Raw genomic sequence first — 21,202 nt, 5'->3', positions numbered from 1 at the left:
ATCGCCCCTTACAATCTCATTTATATGGCAAAAGTTCGCAAACAAGACGCGTTAGATTATCATGCTTCTGGAAGACCTGGCAAAATTGAGGTCGTTCCAACAAAACCTTATGCATCTCAGCGTGATCTGTCTTTGGCATATTCCCCGGGAGTAGCCGAACCATGTTTAAAGATTGCTGAGAATCCTGCCGATGTTTATAAGTACACGAGCAAAGCAAATCTTGTAGCAGTAATTTCAAACGGAACTGCTGTTCTTGGTTTGGGTGATATCGGTCCGCTGGCATCCAAACCGGTAATGGAGGGAAAAGGCTTACTCTTCAAGATCTTTGCAGATATCGATGTGTTTGATATTGAAATCGATGCAAAGGACCCCGAATTGTTCATTCAAACAGTTAAAGCAATTGCTCCTACATTTGGTGGGATTAACCTGGAAGATATTAAGGCTCCCGAAGCTTTTGAAATAGAACGCCGTTTAAAAGAGGAATTGGATATCCCGCTGATGCATGATGATCAGCATGGAACTGCGATTATTTCTGCGGCGGCTTTATTAAATGCTTTGGAACTGGCTAAAAAGAAAATCGGGAAGGTTAAATTCGTGATCTCGGGAGCGGGAGCTGCTGCAATTTCCTGCGCCAAACTATATATGGCCTTGGGTGCCTCTGTAAATAACATCTTTATGTTCGATAGCAAAGGATTGATCCATGCTGCAAGAACTGATTTGGATGAAATGAAACAGATTTTTGCAACGCATAAGAAGGATTCAACCCTGCAAGAATCTTTCAAGGGAGCAGATGTATTTATCGGATTGTCAAAAGGAAATATTGTTTCAAAAGATATGGTTGCTTCAATGGCAAAGAACCCGATCGTTTTTGCATTGGCAAACCCCGATCCTGAAATATCTTACAAGGATGCAATGGCAACCCGTAACGATATTATTATGGCGACAGGTCGCTCGGACCATCCTAACCAGGTAAATAACGTGCTTGGATTTCCATTCATTTTCAGAGGTGCTTTGGATGTAAGGGCTACCGGGATTAATGAAGAAATGAAATTAGCAGCGGTGAAAGCAATTGCTAACCTGGCAAAAGAGACTATTCCGGAAGAAGTAATCGAAGCTTACGGCGAAAAACATATTTCCTTCGGAAGAGAACAAATTATTCCGAAACCTTTGGATCCGCGCTTGATTTATCATGTTGCTCCTGCAGTGGCTCGTGCAGCTATGGAATCAGGAATCGCAAAGAATCCGATTACGGATTGGCATGAATACGAAATGATCCTTAAAAAGAGATTGGGATTAGATAATAAATTGGTTCGACAGTTAACCACTAAAGCACAAAACAACCCGAAACGGGTAGTTTTTGCTGAAGCAGATAATGTGAAGATCCTGAAAGCAGCTCAAACAGCTACTGAAGAAGGAGTTTGTATCCCGATCTTATTAGGAAAAAGAAGAGTAATAGAAGCTTTAATCGTAGAATACTCTATTGAGATACCGAATATTACTATCATCGATCCGAAATCGGATACGGAAAAAATGCGTCGACAAATTTATGGAAAGTCCTTCTTTGAAAAACGCAAACGTAAAGGGGTTACAGAATATGAAGCGATCCAACTGATGCGTGAACGGAATCATTTTGGGGCCATGATGGTGGAGTTGGGAGATGCTGATGCAATGATCTCCGGTTTAACACGGAATTACAGAGATGTCGTTCGTCCTGCAATTCAGGTGATCGGTTTGGAAAAAGACGTGAATACGGTTTCAGGGGTTTATATTTTGAACACGAAAAGAGGACCGATCTTTTTGGCAGATACCACGATTAACAAAAATCCAACTGCCTGCGAGATCGCGGAAATAACATTCAACGTTGCTAAAACACTGCGAAAGTTTAAGGTTATTCCAAAAATAGCTTTGCTGAGTTATTCGAACTTCGGCTCTGCCCCGGGTGAGGATTCCGAAAAGATGGCTGAAGCGGTAAAGATACTGCATGAAAATCACCCGACATTAATTGTCGACGGAGAAGTTCAGGCGAATTTCGCTCTAAACAACGAGCTGATGAATGAAAAGTTTTCTTTTTCGCAATTGGCCAACAGAGAAGTGAACACCCTGATTTTCCCCAACCTTTCATCCGGAAATATTGCATATAAATTACTTCAGGAAATGACTGATTCGGATGCAATCGGACCGGTTTTGGTGGGATTGAGAAAATCCATTCATGTATTGCAAATGGGCTCATCCGTGCGTGAAATTGTAAATATGGTGAAGGTTGCAGTTGTTGATGCACAAACTAAATAGAAAATAAGAACGATGATCGCACATCTGAACGGACGCTTAATCGAGAAAAATCCAACCAACCTGATCGTAGAATGTGGTGGTGTGGGATACTTTGTGAAGATATCTCTGAATACCTTTTCGGCAATCGGAACCACTGAATCCGTGAAGGTTTTAACACAGCAAATTATTCGTGAAGATGCCCATCTGCTCTTTGGTTTTGCTACTTCTGAAGAGCGTGATGTGTTCAATCTCTTACTGTCTGTTTCCGGAATAGGACCTAATACAGCGATCTTAATGCTCTCATCCATGTCTCCGAATGAAATCGCCAATGCAATACAAACGGAAGATGTACGTTCTATACAAGCGATAAAAGGAATTGGCGCAAAAACAGCCCAACGGGTTATTATCGATTTGAAAGATAAGATGTTGAAGGTGGAGTGGAATGATCCGACAAATATTTTTGTCGGAAACAATACAAATCGATTTGATGCGTTAACTGCTTTGATTTCTTTAGGTTTTGATAAAAAATCGGCAGAGAAAGCAATAGAAAAAATTGCCACCGGTGATGAAACTGTGGAAGAATTAATTAAAGGGGCACTGAAAATATTATAAACACTTGGAAAAAATTTTGAACGCTAACTACACAAGAGTGATGCAACTGTTTTCAACGGTTGTTTTCTGTTTTGTATCGCTTGTATTCTGGGGACAAACCCCGCCGGATACTACATTGCCATTTCCGATTACCAATCCGCTGGATCCGACTCAAAACAATCCTCAGACTTTTGATTTGGGGGATCCTTCCGGAGTGAAAAGAAATATCGTTTTTGATCCGGTAACAGGGAAATATATTTTCTCCGAAACAATGGGAAGTTCCAATTTAAATTACCGGAATCCTTCCATGATGACTCTTGAAGAGTATTTGGAGTACGAGCGTCAAAAATCATTAAAGGAGAATTGGAAAGATAAAATTGACCAGCAGACAGAAGAAGACAGGGCTCTTGAATTTCCGATCAAAATTCCATCCAAAGTATTTACCAGCTTCTTCGGATCCGATGAAATTACTATTCGTCCGCAAGGATCAATTGAGTTGGCTTTCGGGGTAAATACTTCCCGTTACGATAATCCGATCTTACCGGTAAAACAACGGAAAATTACTCGTTTTGATTTCCAGCAGCAGATTCAGATGAATCTTGTAGGGCAAATCGGGACAAAGCTGAAATTAAGTGCAAGTTATAATACACAGGCGGCGTTTGACTTTGATAACGTTACGAAACTGGGTTATTCCGGTGATGAAGATCAGATCATTCAGCGCATTGAGTTGGGGAATGTTAGTTTTCCGTCTTTCGGAGCTTTAATCCCCGGGTCGCAAACATTATTCGGTGCATACGCCAAATTGCGTTTCGGAGATTTAACCGTGGATGCTATCGGTGCTTCTTCCAAAGGAAAAAGAACGGAAATTAATATTACCGGGAAAGCCCAGATTCAACCTTTCGAGGTTACAGCGGATAATTACGAAGCGAATCGCCATTATTTCCTGAATTTATTCTTCCGTGACCAGTATAACACTGCAATGGCTCAAATGCCGAATGTGGCTTCTGAGACCTATGTTACAAGAATGGAGGTTTGGGTTACCAACAGGGTCAATAACACGGAAAATTCCCGGAATATATTGGCGTTCACTGATTTGGGTGAGTCCCAGCCGGCAAACGTACAGGGGAACCCGGGCAACTTATCCACGTCACCATTACCGGATAATGAAACTTCAAACGGACTTTATACCTATTTGACTGCCGGCCCTTCTAGTCCAGCTATTCGCGGATTCAACGGCGCGGTTTCGGAATTATCTTCTCAAACAACTTCACCGGGCCCGTTCCAACAGGCTATTGAATACGAAAAAGTGGAGAATGCCCGAAAATTGAGTGAATCGGAATATACCTATAATGCCTTGCTGGGATTTATTTCCCTGAGTCAGCCCTTGAATAATGATGAGGTCTTGGCAGTTGCCTACGAATACACGTACAGGGGAGAGACACACCAGGTAGGTGAGTTTTCAACGGATGGTGTCGCGGGTCAGAATGCCTTGTATCTGAAGTTGTTGAAACCAACCATTACAAACCCGACATTAAAGTTGTGGGATTTGATGATGAAAAATATTTATTCGATCGGTGCATACCAGGTTGATCAGAACGGCTTTAAATTAAATATCTTTTACAATAATCCCGAAACATCTGTTTTAGCTCCGATTTTCCCTTATTCCGGCTTGGATGACAAACAAATCATCACCCTGGTGGAAATGGACCGCTTAAATGTCAATAACCAGCAGTTCTCAGATGGATTGTTCGACTTCGTGCCGATTATGTATAACGGGCAAAGGGCCGAAACCGGTGGTACGATCAATACCAAGAACGGACGGGTAATGTTTTCTACAACAGAGCCTTTCGGTGGAGTATTGAAACAAAAACTGATGGCAAACGGAATGCCGGACGTAATTGCAAATACGATCGCCTACACTGAATTATACGATTCGACGAAAACCGCAGCTCAGCAAATACCAAGCAAGAATCGTTTTGTCTTTAAAGGTGAATACCAGTCTTCTGTTACATCGGATATTTCTTTGAACGCATTGAATGTTCCGGAAGGAGCTGTGAAAGTTACTGCTGGTGGAATTCCAATGGTAGAAGGACAGGATTATACCGTAGATTATAATTTGGGTCGTGTAAAGATCCTCAATACGGGGGTTCTGGAATCAAATACTCCGATCAAAATTTCAATTGAAAGTAATTCGGTCTTTGGTTTCCAATCCAAATCGATGGTCGGGACACACCTGAACTACCGCATCAATAAAGATTTCAACGTCGGAGCTACCTGGCTTAGAATGATGGAACGTCCGGTGACTCAGAAAGTGGATTTCGGAAGTGAACCTTATAAAAATAATGTCGTTGGTTTCGATATCAATTATAGAACCGAATTGCCGTTTTTGACGAAGTTCATTGATCTCTTACCGGTTCTCTCCACGAAGGAAAAATCTTTTATGACGTTCAAAGGTGAATTTGCACACCTGATTCCCGGAACGCCAAAAGCCATTTCCAAAGCCGGAATTTCTTATGTGGATGATTTTGAAGGAAGCCAGAGTACAATTGATTTAAGAACACAGAGTGCATGGCGGATAGCGTCAACTCCTCAGGGACAGAACGACCTGTTCCCGGAAGGTTCTTCGAAAAACCTAAACAACGGGTTTAAAAGATCAAAGATCGCCTGGTATTTAATTGACCCGCTTTTTTATCAGTCAAATAATTTAACGCCTCAGCATATCAAAGATGATCCGTCTCAGATCTTCGACAGTCGTATGCGCCAGGTCCTTCAAACAGATATCTTCCCGAACCAACAGTTAACTTATGGATCTATCCCAACCATTCAGGTTTTGGAATTGGGTTACTATCCGAAAGAACGTGGGATGTATAACTACGATACAACTTCAACAGTTAACCCGGACGGTACTTTCACAAATCCTGAAGATCGTTGGGGAGGGATTATGCGTTCTTTAACAACCAATGATTTTGAACAGGCAAACGTAGAATACATCCAGTTTTGGATCCTAGATCCGTTCAACCAGGATGCGATGACGGCAACCCCGAATTTAACCGGTGGTGATCTGTATTTCAACCTGGGGAATGTTTCCGAAGATGTATTATCCGATTCAAGAAAAAGCTTTGAGAACGGAATTCCTCCGTATGCAGGCGCTAATTACCCGGTGGTGATTACTCCATGGGCAAAAGTATCCACTCAGCAAGTAATTGTGAATGCATTTGATAACGATCCGAATTCAAGATCTAATCAGGATGTCGGGATCGATGGCTATAAATCATCTGAAGAGACTTCGTCTTATTCAGCTTATGTGAATTGGGTTCAGAGTAATCCGACATTAAGTGCGGAAGCAAAAGCTAAAATGATTGCCGATCCTTCAAATGATGATTATAACTTCTACAGAGATGATCTATATGATCAGAATCAATTAAACATCCTCCAACGATATAAAAAATATAACGGAATGGAAGGCAACTCTGCTACAACAGAGATGTCCGATAACATGAATCCGAATGGCGGAGGTTACCCGACCCAGGCAAGAAACACTCCGGATTTGGAAGATATCAATCAGGACAACAATTTATCCGAATCGGAGGCTTATTTCCAATACCGGGTGAGTTTGCGTCCGGCAGATATGGTTGTCGGTAAGAATCACATTACAAGTGTGGTAACTTACACTCCGCCGAATTCTACCAAAACGGAAAAATGGTATCAGTTCAAAGTTCCGATCAAAGAACCGGAGAGAGCAATTAACGGGATTCGCGATTTCAGATCGATCCGTTTCTTCCGGATGTTCATGAAAGGCTTTGATGAAGAAGTAATCGTTCGTTTCGCAAAATTGGAATTGGTTCGCGGTGAATGGAGAAAATACTTGTTGGATTTAACTTCTCCGGGAGAAATCATCCAAGTGGATCCGAACCTGACAACTTTCAATATCGGGGCATTGAACTTCGAAGAGAATAATGAAAAACAACCTATCGGTTACCAGATTCCTCCGGGAATTCAGCGTGAAATCGATCCTTCGCAACCGCAGCAACGCCAGATGAATGAGCAATCGTTGACATTAGACGTTTGTAATCTTCAGGATGGTGACGCAAGAGCAGCATACAAGAATGTGCAATTTGACGTTCGTACATACAAAAAATTGAAAATGTATGTCCACGCAGAAGAAGTGATCGCGAATACATTACATGACAAAGACGTAACCTTATTCGTTCGTTTGGGAACTGATTTCGTAGACAACTATTACGAATATGAACTTCCTTTGAATCTGACTGCCTGGGGTACCAATAATGCAGATAATATCTGGCCGGAATCCAATAATATGGAAATCATATTCGATGATTTATTGAACCTGAAAAAACGCAGAAATGACTTGCTTGGTTCTGGAATTGCAGCTAATGTGGAATATGTGATCATTGATCCTCAAAATCCCGACAGAAGATTAAAAGTAAAAGGTAGTCCGAACTTACAGGGAGTGAAAACGATCATGATCGGGGTTCGTAATCCTAAAAAAGATCAGCCTTTAACATGGGCGGATGATGGTCTTGCCAAATGTGTTCAGGTTTGGGTAAATGAGTTGCGTTTGACTGACTTCGTAGATGAAGGAGGATCAGCTGCAATCGCTCAGCTCCAAGTACAAGCAGCAGATTTTGGTAGTTTCTCACTTTCCGGGAATTATTCCGGTGTGAATTGGGGAGCAGTAGATTCACGCGTTCAGGAAAGACAGCGAAATCAAAAGATTGGAATGGATTTCCAAACCAACCTGCAATTGGGGCAATTCCTGGGTAATAGAATTAAACTTTCGGTTCCATTCTTCTATGGTTACTCCCTGGGAATTATTAACCCTGAATACGATCCGTTTAATCCGGATATTAAATTGAGAGATTACGAAGCCGGACAAAGAAAAAGAACTGCAAAGATCGCTCAGGATTATACCGAGCGCAAATCATATAACTTCCAGGGTGTTCGAAAAGAACGTGCGGCAGGTAAAAAAGCACACTTCTATGATGTTTCCAATTGGACACTTGGATACGGCTATAGCGAAAGCTTCCACCGCGACTTCAATACAAATTATGACCGGACAAAACAATGGAGAGGTAGTTTGGTATATGCTTATACCTTCGACAACAAGCCATTCGAGCCGTTTAAGAAGACGAAGTTCATGCAAAAATCCAAATGGTGGGGCTTGCTTAAGGAAACAAGCATCGGTTACTTACCGAAAACCATCGGATTCACGAATGATTTACAGCGAAATTACAATGAACGCCAGATTCGTAATACGATCGATACTTCAGCAAATGCATTCCAGTACAGACCGGTTTATGTAAAGAATTTCCAATGGAACAGAGGTTATCGTTTAGGATGGGATCTGACCAAAAATTTAAAACTGACCTTTAATGCGAATAACCGTTCGATCTTTGATGAGGGAGACGGGCAAGTGGATCGTAAGAATAATCCGGAAAGTTACCGCACCTTTAAAGATACGATTTGGGATCAGATGAGAACTTTTGGTAAAACAATGGATTACACCCATGATTATACCTTCTCATACAACGTACCGTTTAATGTAATCCCTGCGCTGGACTGGTTAACCGGGAACATGAAATATACAGGAACTTATAACTGGCAGCGTGCACCTCTTGGACAGGACGGATCACAAAAAGCTGACGGATCGTTTAATCCGGATTACGGAAACATTGTTCAGAACAGCAGAACAGTTAACGCGACGCTTCAGGCGAATATGACCAACCTGTATAACAAAGTGCCATTCTTTAAAAAGGTAAATACCGGCGGAGCACCTTCGAGAGCAGCTGTAAGACAAAAGGCAGGAGGAACAGATGAAAATGTGAAACCGGAAGAGCCCGGAAAAGAAACTGTTACAGAGTTGAAACCACCGAAACCATTGGACGAAATGACCAAAAAGGAACGCCGCCAGTGGGAACGGAAGAAACGCAAACACGAACGTCAGCAGAAACGTAAAAAGAACAATAAGGTAAATCCGGTTCTTGGCTTCGGTGCCCGCTTATTGATGAGTGTTCGAAATGTTTCGGGAACATATAATCAAACAGATGGGACATTATTACCGGGATACAATCAACGAACGCAGGTTCTAGGATTTAACCCTGCATTTAGTTCGGGAATGGGTGGATTCATTTTTGGTCAGCAATCCTATTCTGTTACAGGAAGAGAAACAGGTTATAACTTTGCCCAGACTGCGGCAGATCGTGGTTGGTTGGTAGAGAATTCAGCCTTGAATCGCCAGCATACGATCACACACAATAAGATGTTCACAGCCCGCGCTACTTTGGAGCCGATGAAAGATTTAACAGTTGATCTGTCTTTGAACAGAACAATGTCTGAGAACACAAATGACTTCTTCAGATACAATGATGTTTCTGAGCAGTTTGAATCTCAAAGCCGTTTCCAGACATCTACGCTTTCATACTCTACCATTTCCATCGGAAGTGCATTTGAGAAGCTGTCCGCCGGCTATGAATCCGGGAATTTCAAACAAATGAGAGAAACGACCAAGCAGGTATCCGAGTTACTTGGATCTTCGAACAGCAATTCCAATGGAGTTTTTGGCGGATACCGTGACGGATACGGAATCTCTCAGCAGGAAGTGGTGATCGGTGCCTTCTTATCGTCTTACACGAATGGGAAAGTGAACAAGCGTTCAGCTAATCCGTTTAGTTCGATGCCTTTGCCAAACTGGACTGTAAATTATAACGGTTTAGCTAAATTTGAGAGAATGAAGAAACTGACCAAGAACTTTGTTATTCGTCATGCATATTCTTCTACTGTAACTCTTGGACAGGTTCAGTCAAACTTAAATGCAACATTCGATCAAAACGGTTCGGCAACTGCAAGGGATTTGAATGCAAACTTTATTTCTGAAAGAAACATTCAAACAGTTACTATTTCAGAACGTTTTTCTCCGCTGATCGGTTTCGATGCAACCTGGAACATTAAAAAACAAGGTTTGATCACTAAGTTTGAAATTAAGAAAGACCGTTCGGCTACACTTTCATTAAACAACAACCAAGTTACTGAGGTACTAGGAAATGAGTTAGTGGTTGGTGTGGGTTATAAATTCCCTAAGGTAAGATTGCCGTTTAAAATCGGTAAGAACAAACCTGAGAATCCGTTGAACATCCGTTTTGATTTTACTTTCCGCGATAACTTAACGGTAATCCGTAAGATAGTTGAGTCAACAGAGCAGGCTACTGCCGGTCAGAAAGTGATTTCAATTAAATCATCCATTGATTACAACATCGGGGCAAATTTAATGGTTCAGTTCTATTACGATCAGGTAATCACGAATCCGAAGATCGCGACTTCTTATCCAACAGGTAACATGAGTACGGGTATTCGATTCCGCTTTAACCTGGGAGGTTTGTAAAATGAATATCCGTAAGGCAAAAACCGGTGATGAAAAAGCCATTCATGAGTTAATATCTGAACTGGCATTGTATGAAAAGGCCCCCGACGAAGTAACCAATACGGTGGAAAAACTTCGGGTCGATTTGTTTGTTGACCATGTATGCGAAGCGTTGGTGGTTGAGAACGAAGACCTGGAAGTTGTCGGATTTGCCCTGTATTACAGATCTTATTCTACCTGGAAGGGAAGATGTCTTTACCTGGAAGACTTCTATATAAAACCTGATTTCAGAAGAGGAGGAATCGGCTCGGAACTATTTAGCCGGGTAGTTGAAACCGCTAAAAAATGGGAGGTTAAGCGCATGGACTGGCAGGTTCTGGACTGGAATGAACCGGCCATTGAATTTTATAAAAAACATCAGGCTATCCTGGATCCGGAATGGGTGAATGGCCGTTTGTTTTTTTGATTCTAAATTTCCGATTAAATTCGCAGCATGATATTGCGCCCTTTTTTGAATAATCGTCCTTTAGTGTTGTTACTATTGATTCCTATTATTATTGGGTTTCAATTCCTGAATACGCAGTTTCATTTCCACGCTTTGATTGATGTTGTTGATTTGGGTCTTTGGGGAAAAACTGCTTTTCTGAGTTCCTGGTGGACTTCAATAGGAGCTTCCCTTATCGTGATGGCGAATGCAATTCAGTTAAACTTTCTTTTCAACAAACACGAGTTCCTGGATAAGAATAACTACGGACCTTCCTTGTTCTATGTTGTTTTGATGAGTTTCTCCCATTCCTTTTACCAGGTGGATGCCGTATTGATTTGTCATTTGTTCCTGCTTCAGTCATTGCGTTTGCTGTTCCAGTTGAAAACCAATGAAACAAACCTGACATCTTCATTTAACAGTGCTTTTTTTATTGGATTATCTGCTTCATTTCTTCCCCCGAGTGCGGCATTAATAATACCTTTTTGGTTTTCCGCCTGGGCCCTGCACCCTTTTAGTTTCAGACAATGGCTTTTAATGATCATTGGATTTGTGATTCCGATTATCAACGGCTTGGCCTATTGGTGGATTTCGGGACATACTATCTCCACACGGATCTTAAGGCATTCTTCTCTCATTAAATATGAAGAAGTCTTCTTCTACGGAACTACTGCAACGATTGTCATTCTCTTCTTACTGAGTATTATCGGAACCCAGATCCGCGTTCGTGTAAGTAATATCCGGTTTAAAAAATTGAATCGCGCCCTGATATGGATTCTTGTCGGAACCCTGCTTCTGGGAGTGGCGGAAATGATTATTTATCAACAGTCGGAATGGATCAGTATGCTCTTTATTCCTTTAAGTTTCTTCTTTACCTTCGCCTTTATTCATCGGATCTGGCAACGGGTGGCCAGTATTTTTTTCTACCTCACCTTAATTATAGCTGTTGCTAAATTTTTCCTCATATCATACATGGTTGTCTGACTAGATTGACTAACTTTGTTGCCATTCATGAATTGACGGGCTTCCGTCGCAAAAATAGATCAATGAAATTTGGTGTTGTTACCTTTCCCGGTTCCAATTGTGATGAAGACATGGTATATGTACTTGAAACAATTATGGGCCAACAAGTAGAACGTTTATGGCATAAAGATACCAGCCTGAAAGGGGTGGATTTTGTAGTTCTTCCGGGTGGATTCTCTTATGGAGATTACTTACGCTCAGGAGCAATTGCAAAACTTTCTCCGATTATGGGTGAAATTATGAATCATGCTGACAAAGGTGGTTACGTAATGGGTATTTGTAACGGATTCCAGATTCTGACAGAAAGCGGACTGCTGGAGGGTGCACTATTGCATAACAACAACCAAAAGTTTATTTGCAAGAATGTGTATCTGAAACCTGCAACCTCAAACAGTGCAATTACAAAGGGACTGGATGCTTCAAAAGCATATAAAATTCCAATTGCGCACGGGGAAGGAAGATTTTATGCGCCAGATAACACCATGAAATCTATTTTAGATAACGATCAGGTATTGTTTCATTATGTAAATGAAGAAGCTCAGGTTTCCGAGACAAGTAACCCGAACGGATCTTTACATAACATTGCCGGAATTTGTAACCCGGGAAGAAATGTATTTGGAATGATGCCTCACCCGGAAAGAGCTGCAGACGGAGCTTTGGCAAATGAAGACGGAAAACGTTTCTTCGAATCAATCTTGAAATTCTGTTAATATGCGTATTTTATTGTTGGGTTCAGGGGGCAGAGAGCATGCAATTGCCTGGAAAATTGCCAAAAGCTCTCATTTAGAGCAATTATTTATTGCTCCGGGAAATGCCGGTACCCGACTGCACGGAACAAATGTGGATATATCTGCAATAGATTTCCCGGCAATTAAAGATTTTGTTCTCGCAGAGAATATTAATATGGTGATCGTCGGACCGGAAGATCCTTTGGTGAAAGGGATTCATGACTTCTTTTTAGCAGATCCTCAATTGAAAAGTGTTCCTGTTATCGGACCGAACAAGGAGGCCGCTCAGCTGGAAGGGAGCAAGGATTTCGCGAAAGCATTTATGATGCGTCACAATATCCCGACAGCCAAATACGCAACTTTTACAAAAGACACCCTGGAACAGGGATATAAATTCCTGGAAGGCATGAAAGCGCCATACGTATTGAAAGCGGATGGTTTGGCTGCAGGAAAAGGAGTTTTGATCCCTGAAACACTTCCTGAAGCAAAAGCTGAATTAAAAAGTATGCTTGCCGATGCTAAATTCGGAGATGCTTCTTCAAGAGTTGTTATAGAACAGTTTTTAAAAGGAATCGAATGTTCTGTTTTTGTTTTAACAGACGGAGATTCTTATAAAATCCTCCCCGAAGCAAAAGATTACAAACGCATCGGAGAAGGTGATTCAGGATTGAACACTGGTGGTATGGGAGCTGTTTCACCGGTTCCTTTCTGTGATAAAACATTCATGGATAAAATTGAAAACCAGATCATCATTCCAACCGTAAAAGGATTGAAAGCAGACGGAATTGTATACAAAGGATTCATTTTCTTCGGAATAATCAACGTGAAAGGCGAACCTTATGTAATTGAGTACAATTGCCGAATGGGCGATCCTGAAACGGAGGTGGTTATGCCACGATTAAAATCCGATTTAATAGACTTATTAGAAGGTGTTGCTACAAACACACTTTCGGAATGCGATATTCAGTTTGAAGAAAGAAGCGCTTGTACGGTCATGATGGTTTCCGGAGGATATCCGGATGCTTATGAAAAGGGCAAAGTAATCAACGGGATTAACAGTGTGACTGACAGTTTGGTTTTTCATGCCGGAACTTCAAGCGACGGACCGGTTGTTTTATCGAACGGAGGCCGCGTTTTAGCAATTACATCTTACGGACGAAACCTGGAAGCTGCATTGGAGCGTTCTTATGCAAGTATCGAGAAAATTTCTTACGACAAAGCGTATTTTAGAAAAGACATCGGATTTGATGTGACTAAATAAATTTTTAGTAAATTTCTACTTTCAGTAGTTGAATGGATCCTTCCGTCATCATTATTCTTGCATCACTACTATTTTCTGCATATTCTTCAGGAATGGAGATTGCGTTTGTCTCGTCTAATCGATTGAAAGTGGAATTGGATCGGGGTAAGAATTCCTGGTATAGCAGTCTATTAAATGTTTTTTATGGAAATGACGGGCATTTCCTGGCCACTCTTCTGATCGCCAATAATATTGGAATTGTCATCTTCGGAATGTACATGGCAGAAACCCTGGATCCCCTCATCGATTCCTGGGGAATCAGGCAGGAATTCCTGGTTGTATTACTCCAAACCATTATTTCAACCCTGATCGTTTTGACGTTTGCAGAATTCTTCCCGAAAGTTCTTTTCCAGATCAATCCGAATGGAATTTTCCGTCTTGGATCTGCTCCTATGCTTTTGATTTACTGGATTCTGTATATCCCAACGAAGTTGATTGTATGGATGAGTAATGGCTTGCTGCGGCTCTTTGGAATTCGCATAGAACAATCGGAAAAAGTGTTTTCCAAGACGGACCTTCAGCATTTTGTTCAGGATGTGAATGAGCGGATGGAGGACGAGGCAGACTTGGGGAATGAAATCCAGATTCTTCAAAACGCACTCGATTTTTCCAGGATTAAAGCTCGTGACTGCATGGTTCCGAGAATGGAAATAGAAGCGATTGATGTAGAGGAAAGTATTGAAAATCTCCTTGCGAAATTTGTCGAAACGCGCTTATCTAAGTTACTGTTGTACAGGGATTCTGTCGATAATATTATCGGCTATGTACATTCCTATGAGTTATTCAAAAAACCGACTGCAATCACACAGATTTTAAGACCGATCTCTTTTGTTCCGGAAGCCATGCCAGGAAAAGAATTACTTGAATTGTTCACCAAGAAAACACAATCCATTGCTGTTGTAGTGGATGAATATGGTGGAACCTCAGGAGTTGTAACCATTGAAGATGTTATTGAACAGATCTTTGGAGAGATTGAAGACGAACACGATGACGAACCCTGGCTGGAAGAACAAATCGACGAAGACACCTATCGCTTTTCCGCAAGAGCTGAGATTTCTTATCTGAACAGAACATACGGCCTGAAATTACCTGAATCGGATTCTTATGAAACCTTGGGAGGCCTGGTGATTCATCAGTTGGAAGCTATTCCACAGGGAGGAGAAGAGATTGAAGTTGAAAAATGGACTTTGATCGTAGAAGAAGTGACGGATCGGCGGATTGAGATCATACGGTTGACCAGAGACTGACTTCGATTACCCACAGTCAGCTGGAAACGTAACAAGCTTATTGAGCATAGTCAAAATGACACTTTATATTTTCAATTCATACTCCAGCAGTTCACTTTCTCCCGGGTTCAAACTTCTTATTCCTGCCTTTTCTTCCAATTTTCCACTTGCATCCGAGTGATCTGCCCATCCCCACCAGGGTTCGATACAAAGAAAGGGAGCGTCTTTTTTTGTCCAGAAACCAATCGCGGTCCATGAATCGCATTGCATCTGAACAATTGTTTCTCCACTTGAGTGTTTCAGGGAAACCGAATTAAAATCAGGACCCTTCATCACGAACGCATCATTTTCGAATAGTTCACTGCTTAAATTCAGATGAGTCGAAACACCATAATAGCTGGTTTCTCCCGAAAAGTAACTTCCCGCCAGTTCTTCGCGTTCCAGTTGAATGTCCGAATCAAATTCCAGGTAGTAATTCTCCAGTGGTTCCTTCAGGTGAAAAGCCGGATGTCCGCCTACAGAATAATACATCACTCCCTTACCGGTATTTTGTGTTTCATAAGAAATTGTAAGCCCTGATTCTGAAAGCGAATAACATACATCAAACACAAAAGAAAACGGGTAGATATGCATCGATTCAGTATCTGAAACCAGGCGTAGACGAACTGAATTTTCTGTTTGTTCTGCCACTTCAAACATCCGGTCCCGTGCAAAACCGTGTTGCGTGAGCGGATAAGATTTCCCGTTAAAAGTGTAAGAATCGTTAACCAATCTTCCAACGATCGGGAAAAGGTTCGGAGCGACACGGTTCCAGTGCTCCGTTTGTTTGGCCCATAAGATGTTCGCTTCTGTTTTTTTTCCGAAAAAAGTCAATTCCGCACCAAGTAGATTGATTTCGGTGGTGAATTGATCATTTTGTAATTTGACACGTGTTTCCATGAATTCCGAAAGTTAATTAAATTTAAAATGTGCACGAAAATCATTCAAACAGAAAATGGCTGATTGCCTTACGGATTCGTTATCTTTTAAGTATGGATACTCCCACTATAGAGCATGGATTAAGTATGGATACCCCACCTTTCAAACTACGAAGCTCGAAAGAGCGAAGTAGGGAATAACCTGCGAAGTCGACAACGAAGTAGGTTTCGCATTCGTAGCGACTGTAAAGTCTGCTACTGTCACCTTTGTGAGAATACTATTGGCGCGAACAGTTGTATTCTGAATAAAACTTAAATTGAAAATGCCATTATCAGAGAAAGAAATTCGTGCCTCTTACTTGGTTTTCAATAATAAATGCGTATATTTGCGTCACATTTAAGGTTAAATACACAAATGAGGGGACGCAAGTCCCCTCTTTTTATCTCATATGATTTCAAAACAAAAAGTAAAAGAACTGGCAGAAGAACGAATCAAAGACCGCGATGAACGCTTGTTTATTGTGGAATTGACAATTAGTTCTTCAAACGTGATTCGCTTAGAGTTGGATAAAACAGAAGGAAATGTCTCAATTGAAGACTGCATGTCTGTTTCGAGAAACATCGAACACAATCTGGATCGCGAAGATGCTGATTTTGAATTGAGTGTTTCTTCCGCAGGCTTGGATAAGCCATTGCGTGTGCATGCCCAGTATGTAAAGAATATTGGTCGTGATTTGAATGTGAAATTGAAATCAAAGGAAAAAGTAACGGGAACATTAATGACCGTTGATGAATCCGGGATTGTTTTGCAGCGCGAAGAGAAGCAGGCAATCGAGGGTAAAAAGAAAAAGGAACTGGTGGTGATCGAAAATAAGATTGCCTTTTCAGATATAGACGAAGCAAAAATTGTTATTTCATTTAAATAAGAAGCTATGAACAGCTTGGAACTAGTAGAATCGTTTTCGGAGTTTAAAGAACTCAAAAGTATCGACAAACAAACGATGCAACACGTTTTGGAAGACGTGTTTCGTGCGATGTTGAAGAAAAAATTCAACACGGATGAACACATTGATGTGATCGTTAACATTGATAAAGGAGACGTTCAGATTTTCGTAAACAAGGAGATTGTTGCGGACGGTGAGGTCGAAGATCAAAACACGGAGATCGCTTATTCGGATGCAATTAAAATAGAGCCGGATTTCGAAATCGGTGAGGAAGTATCGGAAGAATTCCGTTTCAATGACTTCGGTCGCAGAAACATCCTGTCTCTTCGTCAAAACCTGATCTCTCGTATTCTTGAATTGGAAAAAGACCATTTGTACAAGAAATACAAAGAGCGTATCGGTGAGATTATCACAGGTGAAGTTTACCAGGTTTGGAAGAAAGAAATTATGGTATTGGATGATGAGAACAATGAGTTAATCCTTCCAAAATCAGAGCAAATTCCTTCGGATTACTTCAAGAAAGGTGAATCTATTCGTGCAGTTGTTTCGAAAGTAGACATGCGCAACAGTTCGCCGGTAATTATCCTTTCCCGTATCGCACCGGAATTCCTTGAGCGTTTGTTCGAATTGGAAGTTCCCGAAGTGTTTGACGGTTTGATCACTATTAAACGCATCGTTCGTGAACCGGGAGAAAGAGCAAAAGTAGCAGTTGAATCGTACGATGACCGTATTGATCCGGTTGGAGCTTGTGTTGGAATGAAAGGATCGCGTATCCATGGAATCGTTCGCGAGTTGCGCAATGAAAACATTGATGTGATCAATTTCACTAGTAATCCGAAATTGTTTATTCAACGTGCATTGTCTCCGGCAAAAATTACCAATATCGAAATTGATGAGGAAGAAAAACGTGCAAGCGTATTCTTAAAACCGGATCAGGTTTCTTTGGCAATCGGAAAAGGAGGATACAATATCCGTTTGGCAGGTAAGTTAACAGGATTTGAAATCGATGTCTTTAGAGATGGAGAATCTGACAATGAGGATGTTGACTTAGAAGAATTTGCAGATGAAATCGACAGCTGGATTTTGGATGAATTGAAAGCAGTTGGTTGTGATACAGCGAAATCTGTATTGGAATTGACAGTTGCCGATTTAGTTCAGCGTACAGACCTGGAAGAAGAAACAATACAGGAAGTATTGCGCATTCTTCGCTCGGAATTTGAGTGATAGAAAGCACAATTTTCAATAAAGAAATAGATGGTGATTTCGGTCAGGTGAAAAATACCTGACCGATTTTCACCTAAATCTGACTAACACTAACTATCTTTACAAAGCAAAAACTGTTCATTCCGGTCCGTCGGTGACGGATGGAACATTGAACATTAATTAAAAGAAGCAAATAATATATGTCTGGTAAAACACAGCGTTTAGGAAAAGCAGCAGGAGAATTGAATGTAGGAATCTCTACGATCGTCGACTTTTTGGCATCGAAGGGACAAGCTATTGACTCCAATCCAAATACGAAGTTGGATCCGGAGCAGTATGATATGTTGCGCACTCAATTTGCCGCTGACCAAAATTTAAAGGAGCAATCCAAAATGACGGCGGTTAAGAGAGAAAAGCGTGAGACAATTACTTTACGCGATATCAAAGACGAACCGAAGTCTCAGGAAGACGAGGAAGATTTTGATAACAGTGCGTTAGAACAAGTAAAAACTGCACCCGTTGTTACTCCGAAAGTTGAAACTCCAAAGGTAGAAGAGACTCCGCCGGTTGAAGTTCCGAAACCTGTTGTTGAAAAACCAGTCGAAGAGGAGAAACCGAAAACAGAAATCCCACGTGCTGAAGAAGAGCCACAAGCTCAGTCAGCTGACGGTGGAATCCAGGTAATCGGTAGAATCGACCTTGATAAATTGAATACTAAAACAAGACCGGATAAACGCAAAAAGGAAGACGGGCCGATCGATAAAAGCGATTATCCTAAATCTCCGGTTGCACCTGTTGTTCCTGAAAAAGAATCTGCAGCAGCAGAAAAAGCAAAGGAAACTCCGGCACCGGCACCTGATGCTCCAAAAGAGATAGAAACGATTCGCGTTGATCGCACAAAATTATCGGGACCAACTGTCCTTGGTAAAATTGAATTACCTGTTGAAAGACCAAAATCTGTTGGTTCTTCTCGTCCGGGTGATGATCGCAAGAAACGTAAACGTATAAAGAAAGAAGTACCGAAAACTCCTGGTACAAACCCACAAGGTGGTACAGGAGGACCAGGTGGTGGAAACCGTCCGGGAGGACCAGGCGGACCAGGCCAGGGTGGAAATCGCCCGGGTGGAGGAACCTTCAACCGTGGTACAGGAAGCAACTTCAGAAAAGGAGGACCTGTTGATAAACCGGCAGTTACCGAACAAGATATTCAGAAAGAAATTAAAGATACCCTGGCTCGTTTATCTTCTCAGGGAGGTAAATCCAAAGCGTCTAAGAATCGTCGTGCTAAACGGGATGACCGTGCGCAACGTCGTGAAATAGAACAATTGGAAGCTGAATTGCAAGAGAAAATCTTGAAGTTGACGGAATTCGTTACCGTGTCAGAATTGGCATCGATGATGAATGTGTCTCCAACTCAGGTTATTTCAGCTTGTATGTCATTGGGAATCTTCGCTTCGATCAACCAGCGTTTGGATGCTGAAACTATTCAAATCGTGGCAGAAGAGTTCGGATTTGAAACAGAATTCGTTTCAGCCGACGTTCAGGAAGCAATTCCGGAAGTAGAAGATAAAGAGGAAGATCTGATCGACCGTCCGCCAATCATTACGGTGATGGGACACGTTGACCACGGTAAAACTTCCTTATTGGATAAAATCCGTAATGCAAACGTAACCGCTGGTGAAGCCGGGGGAATTACACAGCATATCGGTGCTTACTCAGTTACATTGAAAGATGGTCGTAAAATGACTTTCCTCGATACACCGGGTCACGAAGCCTTTACGGCGATGCGTGCTCGTGGTGCTCAGGTAACTGACGTTGCAATTATCATTGTAGCAGCGGATGATGACGTGATGCCTCAAACAAAAGAAGCAATCTCTCATGCTCAGGCAGCAAATGTACCAATGGTATTTGCGATCAATAAAATTGACAAACCTGGTGCAAACCCGGACAAAATCCGTGAGCAACTTTCTGCTATGAACATCTTGGTAGAAGAGTGGGGTGGAAAATACCAGTGCCAGGAAATTTCTGCAAAACAGAATTTGAATATTGACGCCTTATTGGATAAAGTATTGTTGGAAGCAGAGATTCTGCATTTACGTGCAAATCCGAATAAGAATGCAGTTGGTACGGTAATCGAATCTTCTTTGGATAAAGGAAAAGGATACGTTACAAACATGCTTGTACATGCTGGAACAATGAAAGTTGGTGATGTTGTATTGGTAGGACGTAACTACGGTCGTGTTCGTGCAATGCATGATGAGCACGGTGTTTCCTTGAAAGAAGCCGGGCCTTCACAGCCAGTATCTGTATTAGGAATTAACGGTGCACCGTCTGCAGGAGATACATTCCATATTATGGATGACGAACGCGAAGCGAAATCAATTGCTACGAAACGCGAGCAGTTGTATCGTGAGCAGGGTCTTCGTACAAATAAACACATTACCCTGGATGAGATCGGTCGTCGTTTGGCGATTGGTGATTTCAAGGAATTGAACCTGATCGTTAAAGGTGACGTGGACGGATCAATCGAAGCCTTGTCGGATTCATTATTGAGACTTTCTACAGAGGAAATCCAGGTAAATATCGTTCACAAAGGAGTTGGTGCAATTACTGAAGCCGATGTAAACTTAGCTTCTGCATCCGATGCAATCGTTATCGGGTTCCAGGTAAGACCATCAGTTGCTGCTCGTAAATTGGCAGAACAGGAACAAATTGATATCCGACTTTACTCTGTAATCTACAAAGCGATCGATGAATTGAAAGCTGCAATGGAAGGAATGTTATCTCCGGATATCGAAGAAAAAGTACTTGGTACTGCAGAGATCCGCGAAACATTCGAAATCACGAAAGTGGGTACGATTGCAGGATGTTACGTAACAGACGGTTTAATCAAACGCACTTCCAAGATCCGTGTTATTCGCGATGGAATCGTAATTCACACAGGTGTTCTTGGATCATTGAAACGATTCAAAGACGATGTGAAAGAAGTGAAAAACAATTACGAGTGTGGTTTGAATATCGATAAATTCAACGATATCAAAATCGGTGACTTAGTTGAAGCTTACGAAGAAGTAGAAGTTGCAAGAAAATTGTAATTAATTCATATTGATAAACACGTAGGGCCGCGATTAATCGCGGCC

12 protein-coding genes are annotated in these 21,202 nt (G+C 41.6%); 11 read left to right on the top strand and 1 reads right to left on the bottom strand.

Annotated elements, in window-relative coordinates:
- Nucleotides 1-24: 24 nt before the first annotated feature.
- From K0S23_RS11220 to K0S23_RS11185, 8 genes are all read left to right on the top strand, one after another.
- Complete coding sequence (locus K0S23_RS11220) at nt 25-2,289, top strand: NADP-dependent malic enzyme (RefSeq protein ID WP_300357242.1); 2,265 nt, start codon at nt 25-27, stop codon at nt 2,287-2,289.
- 12 nt (nt 2,290-2,301) lie between these two features.
- Complete coding sequence (gene ruvA, locus K0S23_RS11215; protein ID WP_300357240.1) at nt 2,302-2,880, top strand: Holliday junction branch migration protein RuvA; 579 nt, start codon at nt 2,302-2,304, stop codon at nt 2,878-2,880.
- Nucleotides 2,881-2,920: 40 nt separating this feature from the next.
- On the top strand, nt 2,921-10,258 hold the full coding sequence (sprA, locus tag K0S23_RS11210) for a cell surface protein SprA (protein WP_300357486.1): 7,338 nt from the start codon (nt 2,921-2,923) through the stop codon (nt 10,256-10,258).
- A 1-nt stretch (nt 10,259) separates the two neighbouring features.
- Entirely contained in the window at nt 10,260-10,703 is a 444-nt protein-coding gene (locus tag K0S23_RS11205; protein ID WP_300357238.1) for a GNAT family N-acetyltransferase, read from the top strand.
- Nucleotides 10,704-10,766: 63 nt separating this feature from the next.
- Nucleotides 10,767-11,705, top strand: coding sequence for a hypothetical protein (locus K0S23_RS11200; protein WP_300357236.1), 939 nt, complete (start codon nt 10,767-10,769; stop codon nt 11,703-11,705).
- Nucleotides 11,706-11,767: 62 nt separating this feature from the next.
- The gene (gene purQ, locus K0S23_RS11195; protein WP_300357234.1) at nt 11,768-12,454 is read left to right on the top strand and encodes a phosphoribosylformylglycinamidine synthase subunit PurQ; all 687 of its coding nucleotides are present in this window, start codon (nt 11,768-11,770) and stop codon (nt 12,452-12,454) included.
- A gap of 1 nt (nt 12,455) precedes the next feature.
- Nucleotides 12,456-13,733 carry a phosphoribosylamine--glycine ligase gene (purD, locus tag K0S23_RS11190; RefSeq protein WP_300357231.1) on the top strand — a complete coding sequence of 426 codons (1,278 nt, stop codon included), beginning with the start codon at nt 12,456-12,458 and terminating at the stop codon, nt 13,731-13,733.
- A gap of 32 nt (nt 13,734-13,765) precedes the next feature.
- Complete coding sequence (locus K0S23_RS11185; protein ID WP_300357228.1) at nt 13,766-15,019, top strand: hemolysin family protein; 1,254 nt, start codon at nt 13,766-13,768, stop codon at nt 15,017-15,019.
- A gap of 63 nt (nt 15,020-15,082) precedes the next feature.
- On the opposite strand, the gene K0S23_RS11180 is transcribed toward K0S23_RS11185, so the two are convergent.
- Nucleotides 15,083-15,937: an aldose 1-epimerase family protein gene (locus K0S23_RS11180; protein ID WP_300357225.1), complete on the bottom strand. Its 855-nt coding sequence runs from the start codon at nt 15,935-15,937 to the stop codon at nt 15,083-15,085.
- A gap of 427 nt (nt 15,938-16,364) precedes the next feature.
- Between K0S23_RS11180 and rimP the strand changes: the two genes are divergently transcribed.
- The 3 genes from rimP (at nt 16,365) to infB (ending at nt 21,157) form a co-directional block, all read left to right on the top strand.
- Nucleotides 16,365-16,841, top strand: a complete 477-nt coding sequence (rimP, locus tag K0S23_RS11175) for a ribosome assembly cofactor RimP (protein WP_300357223.1) — start codon at nt 16,365-16,367, stop codon at nt 16,839-16,841.
- Nucleotides 16,842-16,847: 6 nt separating this feature from the next.
- Nucleotides 16,848-18,083, top strand: a complete 1,236-nt coding sequence (nusA, locus tag K0S23_RS11170; protein WP_294859994.1) for a transcription termination factor NusA — start codon at nt 16,848-16,850, stop codon at nt 18,081-18,083.
- A gap of 179 nt (nt 18,084-18,262) precedes the next feature.
- Complete coding sequence (gene infB / locus K0S23_RS11165) at nt 18,263-21,157, top strand: translation initiation factor IF-2 (RefSeq protein WP_300357220.1); 2,895 nt, start codon at nt 18,263-18,265, stop codon at nt 21,155-21,157.
- Nucleotides 21,158-21,202 lie beyond the last annotated feature (45 nt).

Source organism: Fluviicola sp. (genome assembly GCF_029266855.1).
GTDB lineage: Bacteria > Bacteroidota > Bacteroidia > Flavobacteriales_D > Crocinitomicaceae > Fluviicola.
Note: the sequence above shows the minus strand (reverse complement) of the source record. Positions and strands in the feature narration are given on the sequence as shown.